This window comes from uncultured Roseovarius sp., from assembly GCF_963972555.1.
Classification (GTDB): domain Bacteria; phylum Pseudomonadota; class Alphaproteobacteria; order Rhodobacterales; family Rhodobacteraceae; genus Roseovarius; species Roseovarius mucosus.
In genome coordinates this window covers 244,635-260,073 of the sequence record NZ_CAXAUM010000003.1, presented here as the reverse complement: position 1 = coordinate 260,073, position 15,439 = coordinate 244,635, and the positions used below count along the sequence as shown (strand labels likewise).

The 15,439-nt window shown below is 62.2% G+C and carries 13 protein-coding genes and 1 tRNA gene; 5 read left to right on the top strand and 9 right to left on the bottom strand.

Annotated elements, in window-relative coordinates:
* Nucleotides 1–41: 41 nt before the first annotated feature.
* A complete protein-coding gene (locus tag AACZ65_RS04675; RefSeq protein WP_339668434.1) occupies nucleotides 42–1,046 on the top strand; it encodes a hypothetical protein in 1,005 nt (334 codons plus the stop codon).
* Between the two features lie 21 nt (nucleotides 1,047–1,067).
* On the opposite strand, the gene AACZ65_RS04670 is transcribed toward AACZ65_RS04675, so the two are convergent.
* From AACZ65_RS04670 to AACZ65_RS04640, 7 genes are read right to left on the bottom strand one after another with little or no spacing between them, the layout of a single operon-like run.
* Complete coding sequence (locus AACZ65_RS04670) at nucleotides 1,068–1,997, bottom strand: AEC family transporter (RefSeq protein WP_339668432.1); 930 nt, start codon at nucleotides 1,995–1,997, stop codon at nucleotides 1,068–1,070.
* A 5-nt stretch (nucleotides 1,998–2,002) separates the two neighbouring features.
* Nucleotides 2,003–2,800, bottom strand: coding sequence for an MBL fold metallo-hydrolase (locus AACZ65_RS04665; RefSeq protein WP_037268313.1), 798 nt, complete (start codon nucleotides 2,798–2,800; stop codon nucleotides 2,003–2,005).
* Nucleotides 2,800–3,591, bottom strand: a complete 792-nt coding sequence (locus AACZ65_RS04660; RefSeq protein ID WP_339668430.1) for a TatD family hydrolase — start codon at nucleotides 3,589–3,591, stop codon at nucleotides 2,800–2,802. The genes AACZ65_RS04665 and AACZ65_RS04660 overlap by 1 nt, the downstream gene beginning before the upstream one ends.
* A 20-nt stretch (nucleotides 3,592–3,611) precedes the next feature.
* The gene (locus AACZ65_RS04655) at nucleotides 3,612–4,736 is read right to left on the bottom strand and encodes a DNA polymerase III subunit delta' (RefSeq protein ID WP_339668428.1); all 1,125 of its coding nucleotides are present in this window, start codon (nucleotides 4,734–4,736) and stop codon (nucleotides 3,612–3,614) included.
* Nucleotides 4,733–5,359: a dTMP kinase gene (tmk, locus tag AACZ65_RS04650; RefSeq protein ID WP_339668426.1), complete on the bottom strand. Its 627-nt coding sequence runs from the start codon at nucleotides 5,357–5,359 to the stop codon at nucleotides 4,733–4,735. Before tmk ends, AACZ65_RS04655 begins: the two co-directional genes overlap by 4 nt.
* A complete protein-coding gene (locus AACZ65_RS04645; protein ID WP_339668425.1) occupies nucleotides 5,356–6,519 on the bottom strand; it encodes a D-alanyl-D-alanine carboxypeptidase family protein in 1,164 nt (387 codons plus the stop codon). The genes tmk and AACZ65_RS04645 overlap by 4 nt, the downstream gene beginning before the upstream one ends.
* 15 nt (nucleotides 6,520–6,534) lie before the next feature.
* Complete coding sequence (locus AACZ65_RS04640) at nucleotides 6,535–7,470, bottom strand: SPOR domain-containing protein (protein ID WP_339668423.1); 936 nt, start codon at nucleotides 7,468–7,470, stop codon at nucleotides 6,535–6,537.
* Nucleotides 7,471–7,739: 269 nt separating this feature from the next.
* Between AACZ65_RS04640 and AACZ65_RS04635 the strand changes: the two genes are divergently transcribed.
* A tRNA-Ser gene (locus AACZ65_RS04635) sits at nucleotides 7,740–7,827 on the top strand.
* A 15-nt stretch (nucleotides 7,828–7,842) separates the two neighbouring features.
* Here AACZ65_RS04635 and AACZ65_RS04630 read toward each other — a convergent pair.
* Entirely contained in the window at nucleotides 7,843–10,182 is a 2,340-nt protein-coding gene (locus AACZ65_RS04630; RefSeq protein ID WP_339668421.1) for a Tex family protein, read from the bottom strand.
* Between the two features lie 83 nt (nucleotides 10,183–10,265).
* Nucleotides 10,266–10,736: an Rrf2 family transcriptional regulator gene (locus AACZ65_RS04625; protein WP_339668419.1), complete on the bottom strand. Its 471-nt coding sequence runs from the start codon at nucleotides 10,734–10,736 to the stop codon at nucleotides 10,266–10,268.
* A gap of 58 nt (nucleotides 10,737–10,794) precedes the next feature.
* Between AACZ65_RS04625 and AACZ65_RS04620 the strand changes: the two genes are divergently transcribed.
* The 3 genes from AACZ65_RS04620 to nosZ are packed head-to-tail and all read left to right on the top strand — an operon-like array spanning nucleotide 10,795 to nucleotide 15,436.
* A complete protein-coding gene (locus tag AACZ65_RS04620; RefSeq protein ID WP_339668417.1) occupies nucleotides 10,795–11,262 on the top strand; it encodes a hypothetical protein in 468 nt (155 codons plus the stop codon).
* Nucleotides 11,263–11,273: 11 nt separating this feature from the next.
* Entirely contained in the window at nucleotides 11,274–13,481 is a 2,208-nt protein-coding gene (locus tag AACZ65_RS04615; protein WP_339668415.1) for a 4Fe-4S binding protein, read from the top strand.
* A 2-nt stretch (nucleotides 13,482–13,483) separates the two neighbouring features.
* The gene (gene nosZ, locus AACZ65_RS04610; RefSeq protein WP_339668414.1) at nucleotides 13,484–15,436 is read left to right on the top strand and encodes a TAT-dependent nitrous-oxide reductase; all 1,953 of its coding nucleotides are present in this window, start codon (nucleotides 13,484–13,486) and stop codon (nucleotides 15,434–15,436) included.
* Nucleotides 15,437–15,439 lie beyond the last annotated feature (3 nt).

Sequence of the window (15,439 nt, the reverse complement as noted above, 5' to 3'; positions counted from 1 at the left end):
ACTCCATAGTGTCAACGGCAGTCAGGCAGGATCACGACAGAATGGCCCCCCAAAAACAGGCGCCCCAGAACTATAATATCCTGATCGTCGGTCAGGCTGGCCGTTTGCAATACGAGGCCATTCTCTTTGCGGCGTCGCTGCGCGCCGCCTCGCCTGACTTTGCGGGTCGTCTCTTTGTGGCAGAGCCGCAGCCAGGGCCGCTCTGGCGCGACGACCCGCGCATAAAGGATGCGGACAGCCGCGCGCTATTGACCGATCTGGGCGTGGAGTTCTTGCCCTTCGAGAGCCATCATTTCGGTGCGGCCTATCCCTATGGCAACAAGATCGAGGCGCTCTTTGCCCTGCCCAAGGGAGAGCCTTTCGTGTTTTTCGATACCGATACGCTGATCTGTGGTGATCTCGCATCTGTGCCCTTTGATTTCAGCCGGCCCACGGCCTCTTTGCGGCGCGAAGGCACCTGGCCGCAGATCGAGCTTTATGGTCCCACCTACGGCCAGATATGGAAGTCGCTCTACAACCGCTTCGGTCTTGATTTCGAGGCCTCGCTTGATCCAAGCCAACCCGATGGCTACTGGCAGCGCTATCTCTATTTCAACGCGGGGTTCTTTTTCTACCAATGCCCGCATGTCTTTGGCCAACGCTTTCTTGACTACGCGCTCAGCATCCGCGACGACGCGCCCCGCGAACTGCTCCTGCAATCCCTGGACCCTTGGCTTGACCAGGTGGCCCTGCCCTTGGTGATCCATTCGCTTGGCGGCGGGCGCGATACCTTGCCATTCGGTCTTTTGGATGGCGAGATCAGTTGCCATTACCGGCTCTTGCCGCTGCTCTATGCGCGCGAAGCCGACCATGTTGTCGAGGTTCTGCACGAGGTGACGGCCCCCAACAAGATCAAACGCGTGCTCAAGAATTACGAGCCCGCCAAGCGGATGATCTATCAGGGGCGTGGGCTGAAAGTGCGGGCGCTGTTTGACCAGAACGACCTGCCGCGCCGCGAACAGGTGATCCGCAATACGATCAAACGCAACGGGTTCTGGATGCGTTGACTCCGCCCCAACTGCCTTGGATCACGGCAAAATCTGCAGCCAGACCCACGCCGTGACAATTGTGAGCGCGGTTGACAAGAGCACGCTCGATGCCGCAACTCGCTTGGCATGGCCGTAGATATTGGCAAAGACATAGGCATTGACCCCCGGCGCCATCGCCGCCGTCACCACCGCAGAGCGCACGCCCTCAACCGGCAGGCCAATCCCCAGACCAAGACCAAAGGTAATCGCCGGATGCACCACCAGCGAAATCAGACAGACAAAGAGGATTGCCCGCAGATCCCCCTCGGGGCGATATTGCACCAGCACCCCGCCCAAGCCAAAGAGCGCCGCCGGCAGGGCGGCCCGCGCGATCAGGTCAAACCCCTGCTGCACGGGCGAGGGCAACACCACCCCCGAAAGGTTGACCACAAACCCTGCGGCCACCCCCATGATCAGCGTGTTGGAAAACATCGCCCTCAGCACCTTGATTGCCACTCTTGGCCCAGCCGTACCCCGCGCCTTCACGATTTCCATTACGGTGATGCCCAGACCGTAGCAAAACGGCGAATGCACCGCGATGATGGCGAAATTCGCGGCCAGGGCATCGGCACCATAGGCGCGCTCCATGATTGGCAGGCCCAGAAGCAGCGAGTTGGAAAAGAGGCAGCAAAAGCCGATGGCAACTGCATCCTCCCACGAGCGGCCAAAGATAAGGCGTGCCCCAAAAAGCCCGAGGGCAAAGCCTGAGCTTGCGCCGACGTAGAAACTGAGCAAAAGCCGCCAATCGAAACTCTGCCCCAGATCGAGACGGGAAATCGCAGTAAAAAGCAAACAGGGAATGGCGAATTTCTGAGTGAAGCTCATCAACCCATCTACGCCCGCCTGACTGAACCAGCGTCGCCAGACCGCGAGATAGCCAAAGCCGATCACCAGAAAGACCGGCAGGATGATTTCGAAGAGCGCCTGCATCGCGCTCAGACCGTATAGCGCAGGATCATCCCGTCATAGGCGGGCGTCACATGCGCAGGCGTCTCCTCTTCCACGGTCTGATAATCAAGGTCGATATGCATATTGGTCAGCACCGCCCGGCGCGGGGCCGCGCGGGCGATCCATTCAAGCGACAGTGCCAGATGGGCATGCGTCGGATGTGGGGTGCGGCGCAGCGCATCCAGGACCCAGCAATCGAGCCCGCTCAGCACCGGCCAGACATCCTCGGGGATAGCGGCCACATCTGGCAAATAGGCCAGATCCCCCACGCGAAAGCCAAGAGCGTCGATCGAGCCATGATTAACCTGAAACGGCTCGAGGCGAATGGTCCCGCCCGCGCCCTCGATCTCGAACGGGCCGTCAATCGTGTTCATGTCGAGAATGGGGGGATAGGGGCTGTCTTTGGGTTGAACAAAGGCATACCCGAACCGCGCATATAGCGCGTTTTGCGTGTCGCCATCGGCCCAGACCGGCAGGCGCTGACGCATGTTGAACACGATCATCCGAAGATCGTCGATACCATGGACATGATCGGCGTGGGAATGCGTATAGACCACGGCATCCAGCGCGCCGACGCCCGCATCCAGCAGTTGTGCGCGCAAATCGGGCGAGCTGTCGATCAACACGCGGGTGATGCCGCCCTCGCTTTCCCGCTCTATCAGCAGCGAACAGCGACGGCGCGTGTTGCGCGGGTTTGTGGGGTCACACTCGCCCCAATGCCCACCAAGACGCGGCACGCCACCGGACGATCCGCAGCCCAGAATGGTAAAGCGCATCTCGGCCATCACAGCACCGCCTTGGTAAAGAGCCGCTCGAAATTGGCCTCGGTCTGCGCGGCAAACTCAGGCCAGTCCATCCCGAAGACCTCTGCGCCCTTTTGGCCCGTGTGCAGCGTATAGGCAGGCTCGTTGCGGCGACCACGATGGGGGGGTGGTGCCAGATAGGGCGCATCGGTTTCCAAGAGGATTCGGTCCACCGGGGCGCTTGCAAAAATATCGCGCAACTCCTGGCTCTTGGGGAACGCGGCGATGCCCGACATCGACAGGTAAAACCCCAGATCAAGCACCGCGCGCGCGAGCGCCGCACTGGACGAAAAGCAATGCATGACGCAAGTGTAGTCGCCGTTGCGATATTCTTCGCTCAGGATGCGGGCCATGTCGTCATCCGCGTCGCGGGCGTGGATAATCAGCGGCAGACCCGTGCGCCGCGCCGCCTCGATATGCACGCGCAGACTGGTTTTCTGCACCTCGGCACTCTCGGCGGTGTAGTGATAATCAAGGCCCGTCTCACCGATGCCGACAAACTTGGGATGTTCCGCCAGTTTCACCAGTTGATCGACCGTTACCAAGGGCTCTGACGCGGCGCTCATGGGATGGGTGCCCGCAGCGTAGAACACCGGCGCGAATTTCTCGGCTATGGCACGCACTTGTGGCTCTTGCCGCAGTTTGGTGCAGATCGTCACCATACGTTGCACGCCAGACGCGACGGCACGCGCGATCACCGCATCCCGCTCTTCGTCGAAATCGGGAAAATCGAGGTGGCAATGGCTGTCAGTGATACGAATGTCGGTGCTCATGCCTGTCCTCGGGCGGGGGCTCAGGCCCCGGCGGTTTGCTGAATCCTGAACACCGTATCTAGGACCAGACTGGCAGGGTCAAGGTTGACCGCCCGCCCATGCCGCGCGCGCGCACCAATCACCTCGGCACAATCCGCCCAATCGCGTCCCTTGCGGGCATCGGGCGCCAGTCGCGCCAAGAGCGCCGCCTCGCCGGGTGCCGCCTCGGCGCGTGGTGCGTGGCCGGTGGCCCCAGCTCGCGCCAGACGCGCCAGCAAAAGGTCTGTCAATGAAAACAGCAGGTCAAGCCGCTCTTCTGCACCCCGCGTCGCCGCCGCCTCGGCCAGGCGCAGGGCGCGAAGACGGTCAAGGCGCGGGAGACTCTCCAGCAAGCCCACAAGCTCGGCATAGAGTTTGAGGCCCCCCAGATTGAGCATCCGCACCGCGGCCCCGACCGAGCCGCCCGACAATTCCGCCAGTGCCACCGGATCGCCTTCGGGCGCTATTCCCGCCTGCTCCAGCGCCTGCGCCATCTCTTGCGGTCCCAGAGGGGCCAGCCGCAGCGTACGACAGCGCGAGCGGATCGTGGGCAAGAGGCCAGAGGGTTGATGCGAGACGAGCAACATCACCGTCCGCGCCGGCGGCTCTTCCAGCATTTTGAGGATGGCATTGGCGGCTTGGGTGTTGAGGTCGTCCGCCGCATCGACAATCACCACCCGGCGCCCACCGTCCGCCGCGGAGAGGGCAAAGAAATTACCGAGCTTGCGCACTTCGGAAACACGAATTTCGGCAGCAAGACGGTCGCCCTTGTCGGTGGGTCCCCGCCGCAACAAAAAAAGCCCCGGATCAGACAGCGCCAGCAAACGCCGCGACACCGGATGATCCGGGGCGATGTCCAGCGTTTCAGGTGGTGGTGGTGCACCAAAGAGCCCCTCCTCCTGCACCAGCGGTGTGGCCAGCAAGAACCGCGCAATGCGCCACGCAAGCGTCGCCTTGCCCACGCCACGAGGCCCGGTGATCAGCCAGCCGTGATGCAGCCGCCCGGTGTTGAACGCATCGAGAAACTCGGACTCTGCCGTGGCTTGGCCAACAAGCTGTACCGTCTCGCGCGGATGTGGCGCCCCCTCTACACGGTCCGGTTCGGCTAAGAGCCCATCCTCGCTCATGGCAGGTGCGCCTGCACCACGCGGGCCACGTCCTCGGCCACCGCGTCCAGGTCGCGCGCGCCGTCGATCACCGCAAACCGCGGGGCAAATTCCTGCGCCAAGGCCAGAAAACCGGCGCGCATTCGCGCCTGCATCCCTTCGCCAAAAGATTCAAACCGCGCCTCGCCCCCGCCACGCGACAGCGCGCGGCCCAGACCCACGCCGGGATCAATATCAATCAACACCGTCAGGTCCGGTTCACGCCCGATCATCAACTCATGCAACTGGTCCACCAGACCGCGAAGATCACTCCGGCCAAGACCCTGATACATGCGTGTGCTATCGGCAAAGCGGTCGCAAATCACAACCGCGCCACGTGCCAGAGCGGGGGCGATCACCCGCTCCAGATGGTCGCGCCGCGCAGCGGTGAAGAGCAGGATTTCCGTTTCGGCGGACCAGCGGTCCTTGTCACCTTCGAGCACAAGACGCCGGATTTCCTCGGCCCCCGGACTGCCCCCCGGTTCGCGCGTAAGCACCACGTCGCGCCCCGTGTTGCGCAACGCCTCGGCAAGCCGCCGCGCCTGCGTGGATTTGCCCGACCCGTCGATCCCCTCAAAGCTGATGAACAGCCCCTGCCCGCTCAAAGCGCCCCCTCGGGGCCCTGCTGCAAGCGCGTCAGGAGCACGCCCGAGACCGTGCGTATACGTGTCATGAACCCGCCCTGCGCCACATCCTCGGCCGCCACCAAAGGCACGCGAGTCGACGGCAGGCCCTGGGGCGCAAAGACCAACTCAGCCACCACATCGCCCTTGGCCACCGGCGCACGCACCGGCCCGGTGTAAACCACCTCGCCCTTCAATTCGCCGCCATCGAGCACCGGCAACAAGGTCGACACGTCCTCGGCCACGGTCAGACCCACGCTGGGGGCTTCGCCCATCCAAACCTCGGCACGCGCCACTTCCTGACCGGCCGTCAGCACGGACTTCTGGGCGAATTGCCGGAAAGCCCAGTTCACGATCGACTCGGATTCGCGCGCGCGATCTGCTGCGGTAGCCAGCCCGGAGATCACAAAAACCACACGCCGATCGCCCTGCTTGGCCGAGCCGGTCAGGCCAAAGCCCGCCTGTTCGGTATGCCCGGTCTTGAGCCCGTCCGCCCCGATCCCCAGCCCCAGGAGCGGGTTGCGATTGCTGATGTTGCTGGGCGCGCGCCCGTCAAACCGAAACTCGGTCTCGGAAAACATCGGATAGAATTCGGGGAAATCCTCGATGATGTGCCGCGCCAGCAGCGCCAGATCGCGCATGCTCATGACATGACCTTCGGCGGGCCAGCCGCTGGCGTTGCGAAACATCGAGTTGGTCATGCCCAATTGCTGCGCACGTTGCGTCATGAAGCGGGCAAACCCGGCTTCGGTACCATCAGGGCTGAGAGCCTCGGCGATCACGGCGCAGGCGTCATTGCCGGACAGAACGATAATCCCCCGCAAGAGGTCTTCGACCCGCACCCGGTCGGTGGTATCCAGAAACATGGTCGAGCCGCCATAGCTCATGGCGTGCTCGGACACGGGCAGACGTTCGTCCAGCGTCAGCCGCCCGTTGCGCACCGCCTCGAAGGCCACATAAAGCGTCATCAGCTTCGACATCGACGCAGGCGGCATGGGCGTGTCGGCGTTCTTGTCGAGGAGCACCGTTCCGGTGGTGACATCCATGACATAAGCAGCCTTGGCGCTGGTCTCGAAGGCGTGCACCGGCAGTGCAAACCCAAGGCAGAGTGTCGCGGTGGCGATGTGACGAATGAGGCGCATCAGACCCTCCTGATCTCAGTTGGTGACGGCATAGGCATCTTCAAAACCGATGCCTTGTATCTTCTTGAGCAGCGCAGACCGCTCCGAGGCATTGGTCGCGGGGCCCACGATCACCCGCCAAAAGGCCTTGCCCTGACTGTTTTGCTCCAGCACCGTGGGCACCATTCCGGCTTGTCGCATCGCGGTCGCCGTGTTGCGCGCATTCTCTTCAACGCTGAAAATCCCAATCTGGATAAAGGGCTTCTCGAGACCCGAGGCGCGCGCGGGAGCAGGGGTGGGCGCAGGCGCGGGCGACGGGGGCGGTGCCACCACTGCGGTCGCCTGAGGCGCAGGCGCCGTACTTGCCGCAGCTTCAGCCGCGTCAATTGCCGCCGCGGCACCGGCGACGGGATCAAGCGCTGTGGCTTCGATCTCTGATGGGGCGGCAAGTGTTGCGGCCTCTTCCGGAGCGGTTTCGGGCTCGGGGCTGCTTTCCTTGGCTTCTTCGCGGCGCAGGGCCGTCACATTCAGCTGAACCGGGGCCCCTGCCAACATGCCAAGGGCCGCTGCGGCGTCCGACGACACCTGCAACGCCGGGCCGGGAATATCCCGCGCGCGACGGAAAAGCGCGCCGATGACGAATTTCGAACCCGATGTGCTGCGGATGATGACCCGCTCGGGTTCCTTGACATCGGGATGCGCCACCCAGACACCGCCAAGCGATGGCCGCCCATCCCAAAGCCCCATATCCGTGACCTGGAACACATCCGGGGCCTCGACATCGCGCTCCACCAGCCTGACCGACGCACGCGCAGGTGTGGTCCCCTCTGCAGAGGATTGCCCGGCGCGGTCAGGTTTGAGCCATGAAGGCGCGCCCTCTTCGCATCCCGCCAGCAGCAGCATCGCCGCACCGACGAGGACGAGCCGCGACATCCGCACCTGCACGCCCTTGCCCTGTTCCGCAAATGTCATCTCTTGCCCCTTGCCCTTTGCCCCATGCCTGTGTGCGCAAGCGGTCGGCGTCCTCTGCCGGTGGTCCGGTCTTGCCTGTTATCGTCCCGGTCCTGTCGCGCGCCCGCACTCTAGCGCCTTGCCCCCCGCGTGAAAAGTGCGCAGGCGGGCGATGCGCGATTTTCCCCGTCATCCCCCCCTTTCAGAATCGCCCGGACCTCTGTAGGCACGTTTGAACCACAAATGAGTGCGACATCGGAACATCCCGAATGACGCCCTCGGCACGGCACGGAAGCTTGGCAGAGTGGTCGATTGCACTGGTCTTGAAAACCAGCGTACCGAGAGGTACCCAGGGTTCGAATCCCTGAGCTTCCGCCACCCCCCAGAGACAGCCTAGGTTTTACCGCGCATGGCCGCGCGAAGGGCGTCACCCAAGGCCCCTTGACCGGACTGCGACTCTGGTTTGGCGGCGCGCACAGGCGCATTATGGCGTGCGTTCGTCAGCTTGCCGGATTTCGATGCTTGGCCCTTGTCGGGTGCCTTGCCGCCCCTTGCCTCTGGCGCGCCGCCCTCCTTGCGCATGCTCAGGCCAATGCGTTTGCGCGCGACATCGATCTCGGTCACGCGGACCTTGACCACATCACCCGCCTTGACCACCTCATGCGGATCTTTGACGAAACGGTCGGCCAATTGGCTGACATGCACCAATCCATCCTGATGCACGCCGATATCGACAAAGGCACCGAAGGCCGCGACATTGGTAACCGTGCCTTCCATCAACATGCCCGGTTTTAAATCCTTGATATCGTCTACCCCATCGGAAAACCGCGCGGTGACAAAGCTTGGGCGCGGATCGCGGCCGGGTTTCTCCAACTCGGTCAGGATGTCCCGCACTGTGGGAAGACCGAATTTATCGTCCACAAAATCCTCGGCCCGCAGACCATTCAGCGTCTCGGGTGTGCCCATGATGGCCCGAATATCGCGCCCACAGGCCTGGACGATCCGCCGCGCCACGCCATAGGCCTCTGGGTGCACCGATGTCGCGTCCAACGGCTCAATGCTGTCACGGATACGCAGGAAGCCGGCGCATTGCTCAAACGCCTTAGGTCCCAGCCCCGCCACCTTCAACAGCGCCTTGCGCGAGGCAAAAGCCCCCTCCTTGTCGCGATGCGCCACGATGGCCTGCGCCAAGGACGCGCCCAGCCCCGCCACCCGCGCCAAAAGCGGGGCAGAGGCCATGTTGAGATCGACACCGACCGCGTTCACCGCATCCTCGACCACGGCATCGAGCGCCTGCACCAACCGCCGCTGATCGACGTCATGCTGATACTGGCCCACACCAATCGACTGCGGCGTGATCTTGACCAGTTCCGCCAACGGGTCCTGCAACCGCCGCGCGATTGACACCGCCCCCCGCAGGCTGACATCGAGATCGGGAAATTCCTTGGCCGCCAGTTCCGAGGCGGAATAAACCGACGCCCCCGCTTCGGACACGATGACGCTCATCGGTCGCTTGGCCCCCTGCGGCAAGAGTTTCAGCGCCTCCGCCACCATACGCTCTGTCTCGCGGCTGGCGGTGCCATTGCCGATGGCGATCAATTCCACGCCATGCTTGCGCACCATCTCGAGCACCGCCACTTGCGCCCCGCGCAGATCGTTCTTGGGCTGAAACGGATAGAGTGTGGCAGTCTCGATCAGCTTGCCCGTGGCATCCACCACCGCCGCCTTTACGCCCGTGCGGATACCGGGATCGAGACCCAAGGTCGGGCGCGGTCCCGCCGGGGCGGCCAGCAGCAAATCCTTGAGATTGCGCGCGAAGACGGTGATCGCCTCGTCATGGGCGCGGTTGCGCAACTCGCCCATCAGATCGACATACATCGACAGGCTCAGCTTGACCCGCCAGGTCCAAGCGGCCACGCCCCGCAACCACATGTCCCCCGGGCCTTTGCCGGGAATTCCAATCGCTGCCTCGACCATGCCCACAGCCCGCGGGGTGCCCGTGCCGGGATCCGGGGCAATATCGAGTGTCACGATCTCTTCCTTGGCAGCCCGCAGAATAGCCAGGGCGCGGTGCGAAGCAATTTTTGACCAGGGCTCGCGGTGGTCGAAGTAATCCGAGAACTTGGCCCCCGCCTCTTCTTTACCCGCCAAAACGCAGGCACTGATGACGGCCTCGGCGCGCATGAACGCGCGCAAACGGCCCAGAAGCGTGGCATTCTCGGTCAATTCTTCGGCCAGAATGTCCCGCGCGCCCTCGAGCGCCTCTTTGACGGTGCCCACGCTGTCACTGAGATAGCCTGCGGCCAGTTCCTCAGGCACGGCAGAGCGCTCGGCCAGAATCGCCCGCAACAGCGGCTCCAGCCCGTTTTCGCGCGCAATCATCGCCTTGGTGCGGCGTTTGGGCTTGAAGGGTAGGTATATATCCTCAAGCACTGCCTTGGTCTCAGCCCCGGCGATGGCACGCGCGAGCGTCTCTGTCAGCTTGCCTTGATCCTTGATTGAGGTCAGGATCACCTGACGCCGCGCTTCCAACTCGCGCAAATAGGTCAGCCGCTCAGCCAGATTGCGCAGTTGCGTATCGTCGAGACCGCCCGTCACCTCTTTGCGATAGCGCGCGATAAAGGGCACGGTCGCGCCGCCATCGAGCAGCCCCACCGCGGCGGCTACCTGATTTGGGCGCGCGTCGATTTCAGCGGCGATAATGCGGGCGATATGCTCGGCTGTGTCTGTCACTCTGGGCCCCCTCGGATGATCTGAGAGGCCCGTGATAAACGCAGATGAAACCAAGGCCAAGAGGCCGCGCGTATGACACGACCTCAGGCAGGATCGGCCATATGCGGCCCGCGTCGTGGATACTGATCCATCTGCGGCACATCGAAATAGCGCGGCGAAATTGCCAAATCAGCCAGCGTGAAGTCGTCAAAGGTGTTAAGGAAATTGGTCAGGGCGAGGTTGAGCACGATCGGCAGCCGACAGCCCTTGGTGATACGACAGGCGTTGCCTGACGAAAAACACTCTGCCAAAGCGAACTCCGCTTCCATCCGGCGCACAACCTGACCGAGGTTGATCTCACTGGGCCGGCGGGCCAGACGAAAGCCACCGCTGCGCCCGCGAACCCCCTCCAGGAACCCCTCATGGATCAGTTGCAACACCACTTTCTTAAGGTGTGCGCGTGAGATGTCATAGAGCTTTGCCGTCTCCTCGATGGTGGTCAATTCACCGGGTTTCAGGGTCGCGGCATAGAGCAGAACACGTAGAGAATAATCTGTAAACTTTGTTAGACGCATACCAACCTCCGAATACCTGACATCATTCCGAAAGCGTTGGAAATGGCAAGTGGTCAGCTTGTCACGCTACATCACAAAAGAGTTATTTTATTTGACCCATATCAAGGCCGGCTTCGGCGACTCAAGACATGCTTGCGCTATGACCCGGATATATGCCCCTTTCCTGCTGACTTGCATGCTTGCGCTTTCCTTGGCGTCGGGCGCTGTGACCGCAGGCCGGGCGGCAGGTCTTGCCGCGTTCAAGGCCACGCTGACGCAGATGGTGATCTGCGCCGGGTCCGAGGGCGAAAAAACCGTCCATCTTGCCCGCGATGGCACGCCGGTAGACCTGCCACATTGCGAAAAGATAATGTGCGACCATTGTTTACAGACCGGGTCCCACGCCGTTGTCACCGCGCCGTTTCAACTTGATGCACCGCGCGTGACAGGTGCCGGTCAGGTAGATCCCGGCGCAGACCTACATCATCCAGAAATAATCCTGATCGCTCAAATTCGCGCGCCCCCGGCCGCGAAAGCGACAGCATGAAAGACCACCCGATGCCTTTTGCCTCCCTCTTGCGCCTATGTGCGATTGCCCTTCTGGCGCGTATCGCCGCCTTCTGGATCGTTCTGCTGACTTTAGCCTCGGCGGCGCAGGCGCAATCCCCCTACCTTGCAACCTATCTGGCCGAAGTGCCCGCCGCGACGCTGGTCGAGGGTGCTGACAGCTATGGCGCGATGCGCAGTGACGTGCCTGTGGCCCCAGTGCTGCGGGGCGGAGAAACGATTGGCTGGGCCTTCATCACCTCCGATTTCGTGGGCACCACCGGCTACTCCGGCAAACCCATTCATGTCATGGTTGCTGTCGGCCTTGATGCCAAGCTGACCGGCGTCAAGCTGGTCAAACACTCTGAGCCCATCGTGCTGATCGGCATCCCCGAGGCCAAAGTGGCCAAACTGGTCGCGGATTTTGTTGGCCTCGATCTGGTCGCCGAGGCCGAAGCAGGCGGATCGGCGCATGAGCTTGACATCATATCGGGTGCGACCGTCACCATCATGGTGATCGACGATTCGATCACCCGCTCGGGCATTCGCGTGGCGCGGGCTTTGGGTTTGGGCGGCCTTGCGCCGCTCACCGCCTCGACCGGCCCGAAATTCGAGGTGAACCCTGACGCAGACGCCGCCGATGACTGGCTCACTCTGACAGGGGATGGCACGCTGCGCCGCATGTCTCTGGATGTGGGGCAGGTCAATGCCGCCTTTGCCGCGATGGACGATCCCCGCGCCGCCGCCCGCCCGATCACCGCCCCCGAAAGCGACACCTATATCGACATGTATGCCACGCTCATCAGCGTGCCCGCCATCGGACGGCGACTGCTGGGCGAGGCGGAATTCGCCAATCTGACCGATTGGCTAGAGGAGGGTGAGCATGCCATTCTGGTGGCCGCCCGTGGTCTCTATTCCTTCAAGGGATCGGGCTATGTGCGCGGCGGCGTGTTCGACCGCATCATTCTGGTGCAAGGCGAGGATTCGGTGCGTTTTCGCGACCGGGGCCACCGCCGCGTGGGCGAAATCATGGCCGATGGCGCGCCCATGCTCTCGGAAATGGATATTTTCAAGATCCCCGCCGATGCCGACTTTGATCCCGCAGAGCCATGGCGCCTGCAACTGCTGTCGCAGCGTGACGTGGCGGCCATCGAACGTGTCTTTACCACCTTCGATCTTGGCTATCAGTTACCGGCCGCCTACCTGCGCCCCGTCGCCGGTCCTGCGCCCATTGTGGCCCCCGAAGCCGTCACCGAGAGCGCGGCGCAAACCGCTCTCTGGTCCCGTATCTGGCGCGACAAGACTGCCGAAATCGCAGGTCTTGGCGCGATGCTCACGATCCTCACCCTCGCCTTCTTTTTCCAAAGCTATCTCGTGCGTTCTGAGCGGGCGACAACATGGTTCCGCATGGGGTTTCTCACGGTCACGCTGGTGTTTCTGGGCTGGTATGCCAATGCGCAACTCTCGGTCGTGAACCTGATGGCGCTCTTTGGCGCGCTGACCACGGATTTCAGCTGGCAGGCGTTCTTGCTCGATCCGCTGACCTTTATCCTGTGGTTCGCAGTCGCTGCAGCGCTGATTTTTTGGGGGCGCGGGGCCTATTGCGGCTGGCTCTGCCCGTTTGGCGCGCTGCAAGAGCTGACCAACCGCATCGCGCGCAAGCTGGGCGTGCCGCAATGGACCCTGCCCTGGGGCCTGCATGAACGCCTCTGGCCGATCAAATACATGATTTTCCTCGGCCTTTTCGGGGTGTCTCTGGCCTCGATCGAACAGGCCGAGCATCTCGCGGAAATCGAGCCCTTCAAGACCGCCATCGTGCTCAAATTTACCCGCGCCTGGCCCTTTGTCGCCTATGCTTTGGCCCTCTTGGCGGCGGGATTGTTTGTCGAGCGGTTCTATTGCCGCTACCTCTGCCCGCTTGGCGCGGCGCTCGCCATTCCCGCCCGGCTGCGCATGTTCGATTGGCTCAAGCGTTATCGTGAATGCGGCAACCCCTGCCAGACCTGCGCCCATGAATGCATGGTTCAGGCCATCCATCCCACCGGAGAGATCAACCCCAATGAGTGCCTCAACTGCATGCACTGTCAGGTTCTCTACCAGTCGGAGACCAAATGTCCGGTCGTCATCAAACAACTGAAGCGCCGCAAGAGCGCCTCAGACAGCGCGGCAGCGCTGGACCGGATGATCGCAAACCACCCAAACATGAAGAAAGGACAATGATCATGTCAACCGATGCCAAGAAATCCGGGATCAGCCGCAGGGGCCTGTTAGGGGCCACCGCTGGTGGCGCTGCGGCCTTTGGGGCAATAGGCGCGTCGCGCATGGCGCTGTTGGGCGGGGCGGCCGGTGTGGCAACCGCCGCAGCAACGGCCCCCACCAAGGCCACTGCCGCCGCAGCCTCATCTCATCTCGCGCCCGGCGAATTGGACGAATATTACGGCTTCTGGTCCTCGGGCCAGACCGGCGAGGTGCGTATCCTCGGCATTCCCTCGATGCGCGAATTCATGCGCATTCCTGTGTTCAACCGGTGTTCCGCGACCGGCTGGGGCCAGACCAATGAATCCCTCAAGGTTCTGACCGAAGGGATGTCAGAACGCACCAAAAATTACCTTGCCGCCAATGGCAAGAAGGTACACGACAATGGCGACCTGCACCACGTCCACATGTCCTTTACCGAGGGCAAGTATGACGGGCGCTTCCTGTTCATGAACGACAAGGCCAATACCCGCGTCGCCCGCGTGCGCCTTGACGTGATGAAGGCCGACAAGATCCTCGAAATCCCCAATGCCAAGGCCATCCACGGTCTGCGTCCGCAAAAATGGCCGCGCACCAACTATGTCTTTGCCAATGGAGAGGATGAGGGCCCGATGGTCAATGACGGTCAAATCCTCGACGATCCGTCGCAATATGTGAACTTCTACACCGCCATCGACGCCGACAAGATGGAAGTCGCGTGGCAGGTGATGGTCTCGGGCAATCTCGACAACACCGATGCCGACTATGACGGCAAGTATGCTTTCTCGACCTGCTACAATTCGGAAATGGGCATCTCGCTGCCGGAAATGACCGAATCTGAACGCGATCATGTCGTGGTCTTCAACCTCGCCGAGATCGAAAAAGGCATCGCTGCGGGTGATTTCATAGAACTGAACGGCGTCAAGGTGATCGACGGGCGCAAAGGCCAGAACAAAGACTATACGCGCTACATCCCCGTGCCAAACAACCCGCATGGCTGCAACATGGCCCCCGACAAGATCCACCTCTGCATCGCGGGCAAGCTTTCGCCCACGGTGTCGGTGATCGACGTGCGCAAGCTTGACGCGGTGTTCTACGAAGGGGCCGACCCGCGCTCTGCCGTGGTGGCCGAGCCGGAACTGGGCCTCGGACCGCTCCATACTGCGTTTGACGGCAAGGGCAACGCCCTGACCACACTCTTTCTCGATAGTCAGGTTGTCATATGGAACATTGAGGATGCGGTGCGTGCCTATGCGGGCGAAACCGTCGATCCGATCCGCTCCAAGGTGGATGTGCATTACCAGCCCGGCCACAACTCTACCTCGATGGGTGAGACGTTGGACGCAGATGGCAAGTGGTTCATCTCGATGAACAAATTTTCCAAGGATCGGTTCCTCAACGTCGGCCCGCTCAAGCCCGAGAACGAGCAGCTCTTCTCGCTCGATGGCACAAACCTGACACTCCTTCATGACGGCCCCACCTTTGCTGAACCGCATGACAGCATCATCGTCCACCGTTCCATCGTGAACCCGCGCAACAATTGGGATCGCAACGATCCGATGTGGGCAGATGCCCGCGCGCAGGCCGAAAAGGACGGGGTCAATATCGACGAATGGACCGATACGATCATCCGCGACGGCAACAAGGTGCGCGTTTACATGTCGAGCGTGGCCCCTTCGTTCAGCATCGAGAGCTTCACCGTCAAGGAAGGCGACGAGGTGACGGTGATCGTCACCAACCTCGACGACATCGACGATCTGACACATGGCTTCTGCATGGGCGATCACGGCGTGGCGATGGAACTCGGCCCGCAGGCCACCGCCTCGACCACCTTTGTCGCAGCCAAGCCGGGGGTCTACTGGTATTACTGCCAGTGGTTCTGCCATGCGCTGCATATGGAAATGCGTGGCCGCATGTTCGTCGAACCGAAAGGCGCCTGAGCC

Coding starts and splice junctions, on each gene's coding strand:
- AACZ65_RS04675 (WP_339668434.1), top strand. CDS start 42: ATGGCCCCCCAAAAACAGGCGCCCCAGAACTATAATATCCTGATCGTC.
- AACZ65_RS04670 (WP_339668432.1), bottom strand. CDS start 1,997: ATGCAGGCGCTCTTCGAAATCATCCTGCCGGTCTTTCTGGTGATCGGC.
- AACZ65_RS04665 (WP_037268313.1), bottom strand. CDS start 2,800: ATGGCCGAGATGCGCTTTACCATTCTGGGCTGCGGATCGTCCGGTGGC.
- AACZ65_RS04660 (WP_339668430.1), bottom strand. CDS start 3,591: ATGAGCACCGACATTCGTATCACTGACAGCCATTGCCACCTCGATTTT.
- AACZ65_RS04655 (WP_339668428.1), bottom strand. CDS start 4,736: ATGAGCGAGGATGGGCTCTTAGCCGAACCGGACCGTGTAGAGGGGGCG.
- AACZ65_RS04645 (WP_339668425.1), bottom strand. CDS start 6,519: ATGCGCCTCATTCGTCACATCGCCACCGCGACACTCTGCCTTGGGTTT.
- AACZ65_RS04640 (WP_339668423.1), bottom strand. CDS start 7,470: ATGACATTTGCGGAACAGGGCAAGGGCGTGCAGGTGCGGATGTCGCGG.
- AACZ65_RS04625 (WP_339668419.1), bottom strand. CDS start 10,736: ATGCGTCTAACAAAGTTTACAGATTATTCTCTACGTGTTCTGCTCTAT.
- AACZ65_RS04615 (WP_339668415.1), top strand. CDS start 11,274: ATGCCTTTTGCCTCCCTCTTGCGCCTATGTGCGATTGCCCTTCTGGCG.
- nosZ (WP_339668414.1), top strand. CDS start 13,484: ATGTCAACCGATGCCAAGAAATCCGGGATCAGCCGCAGGGGCCTGTTA.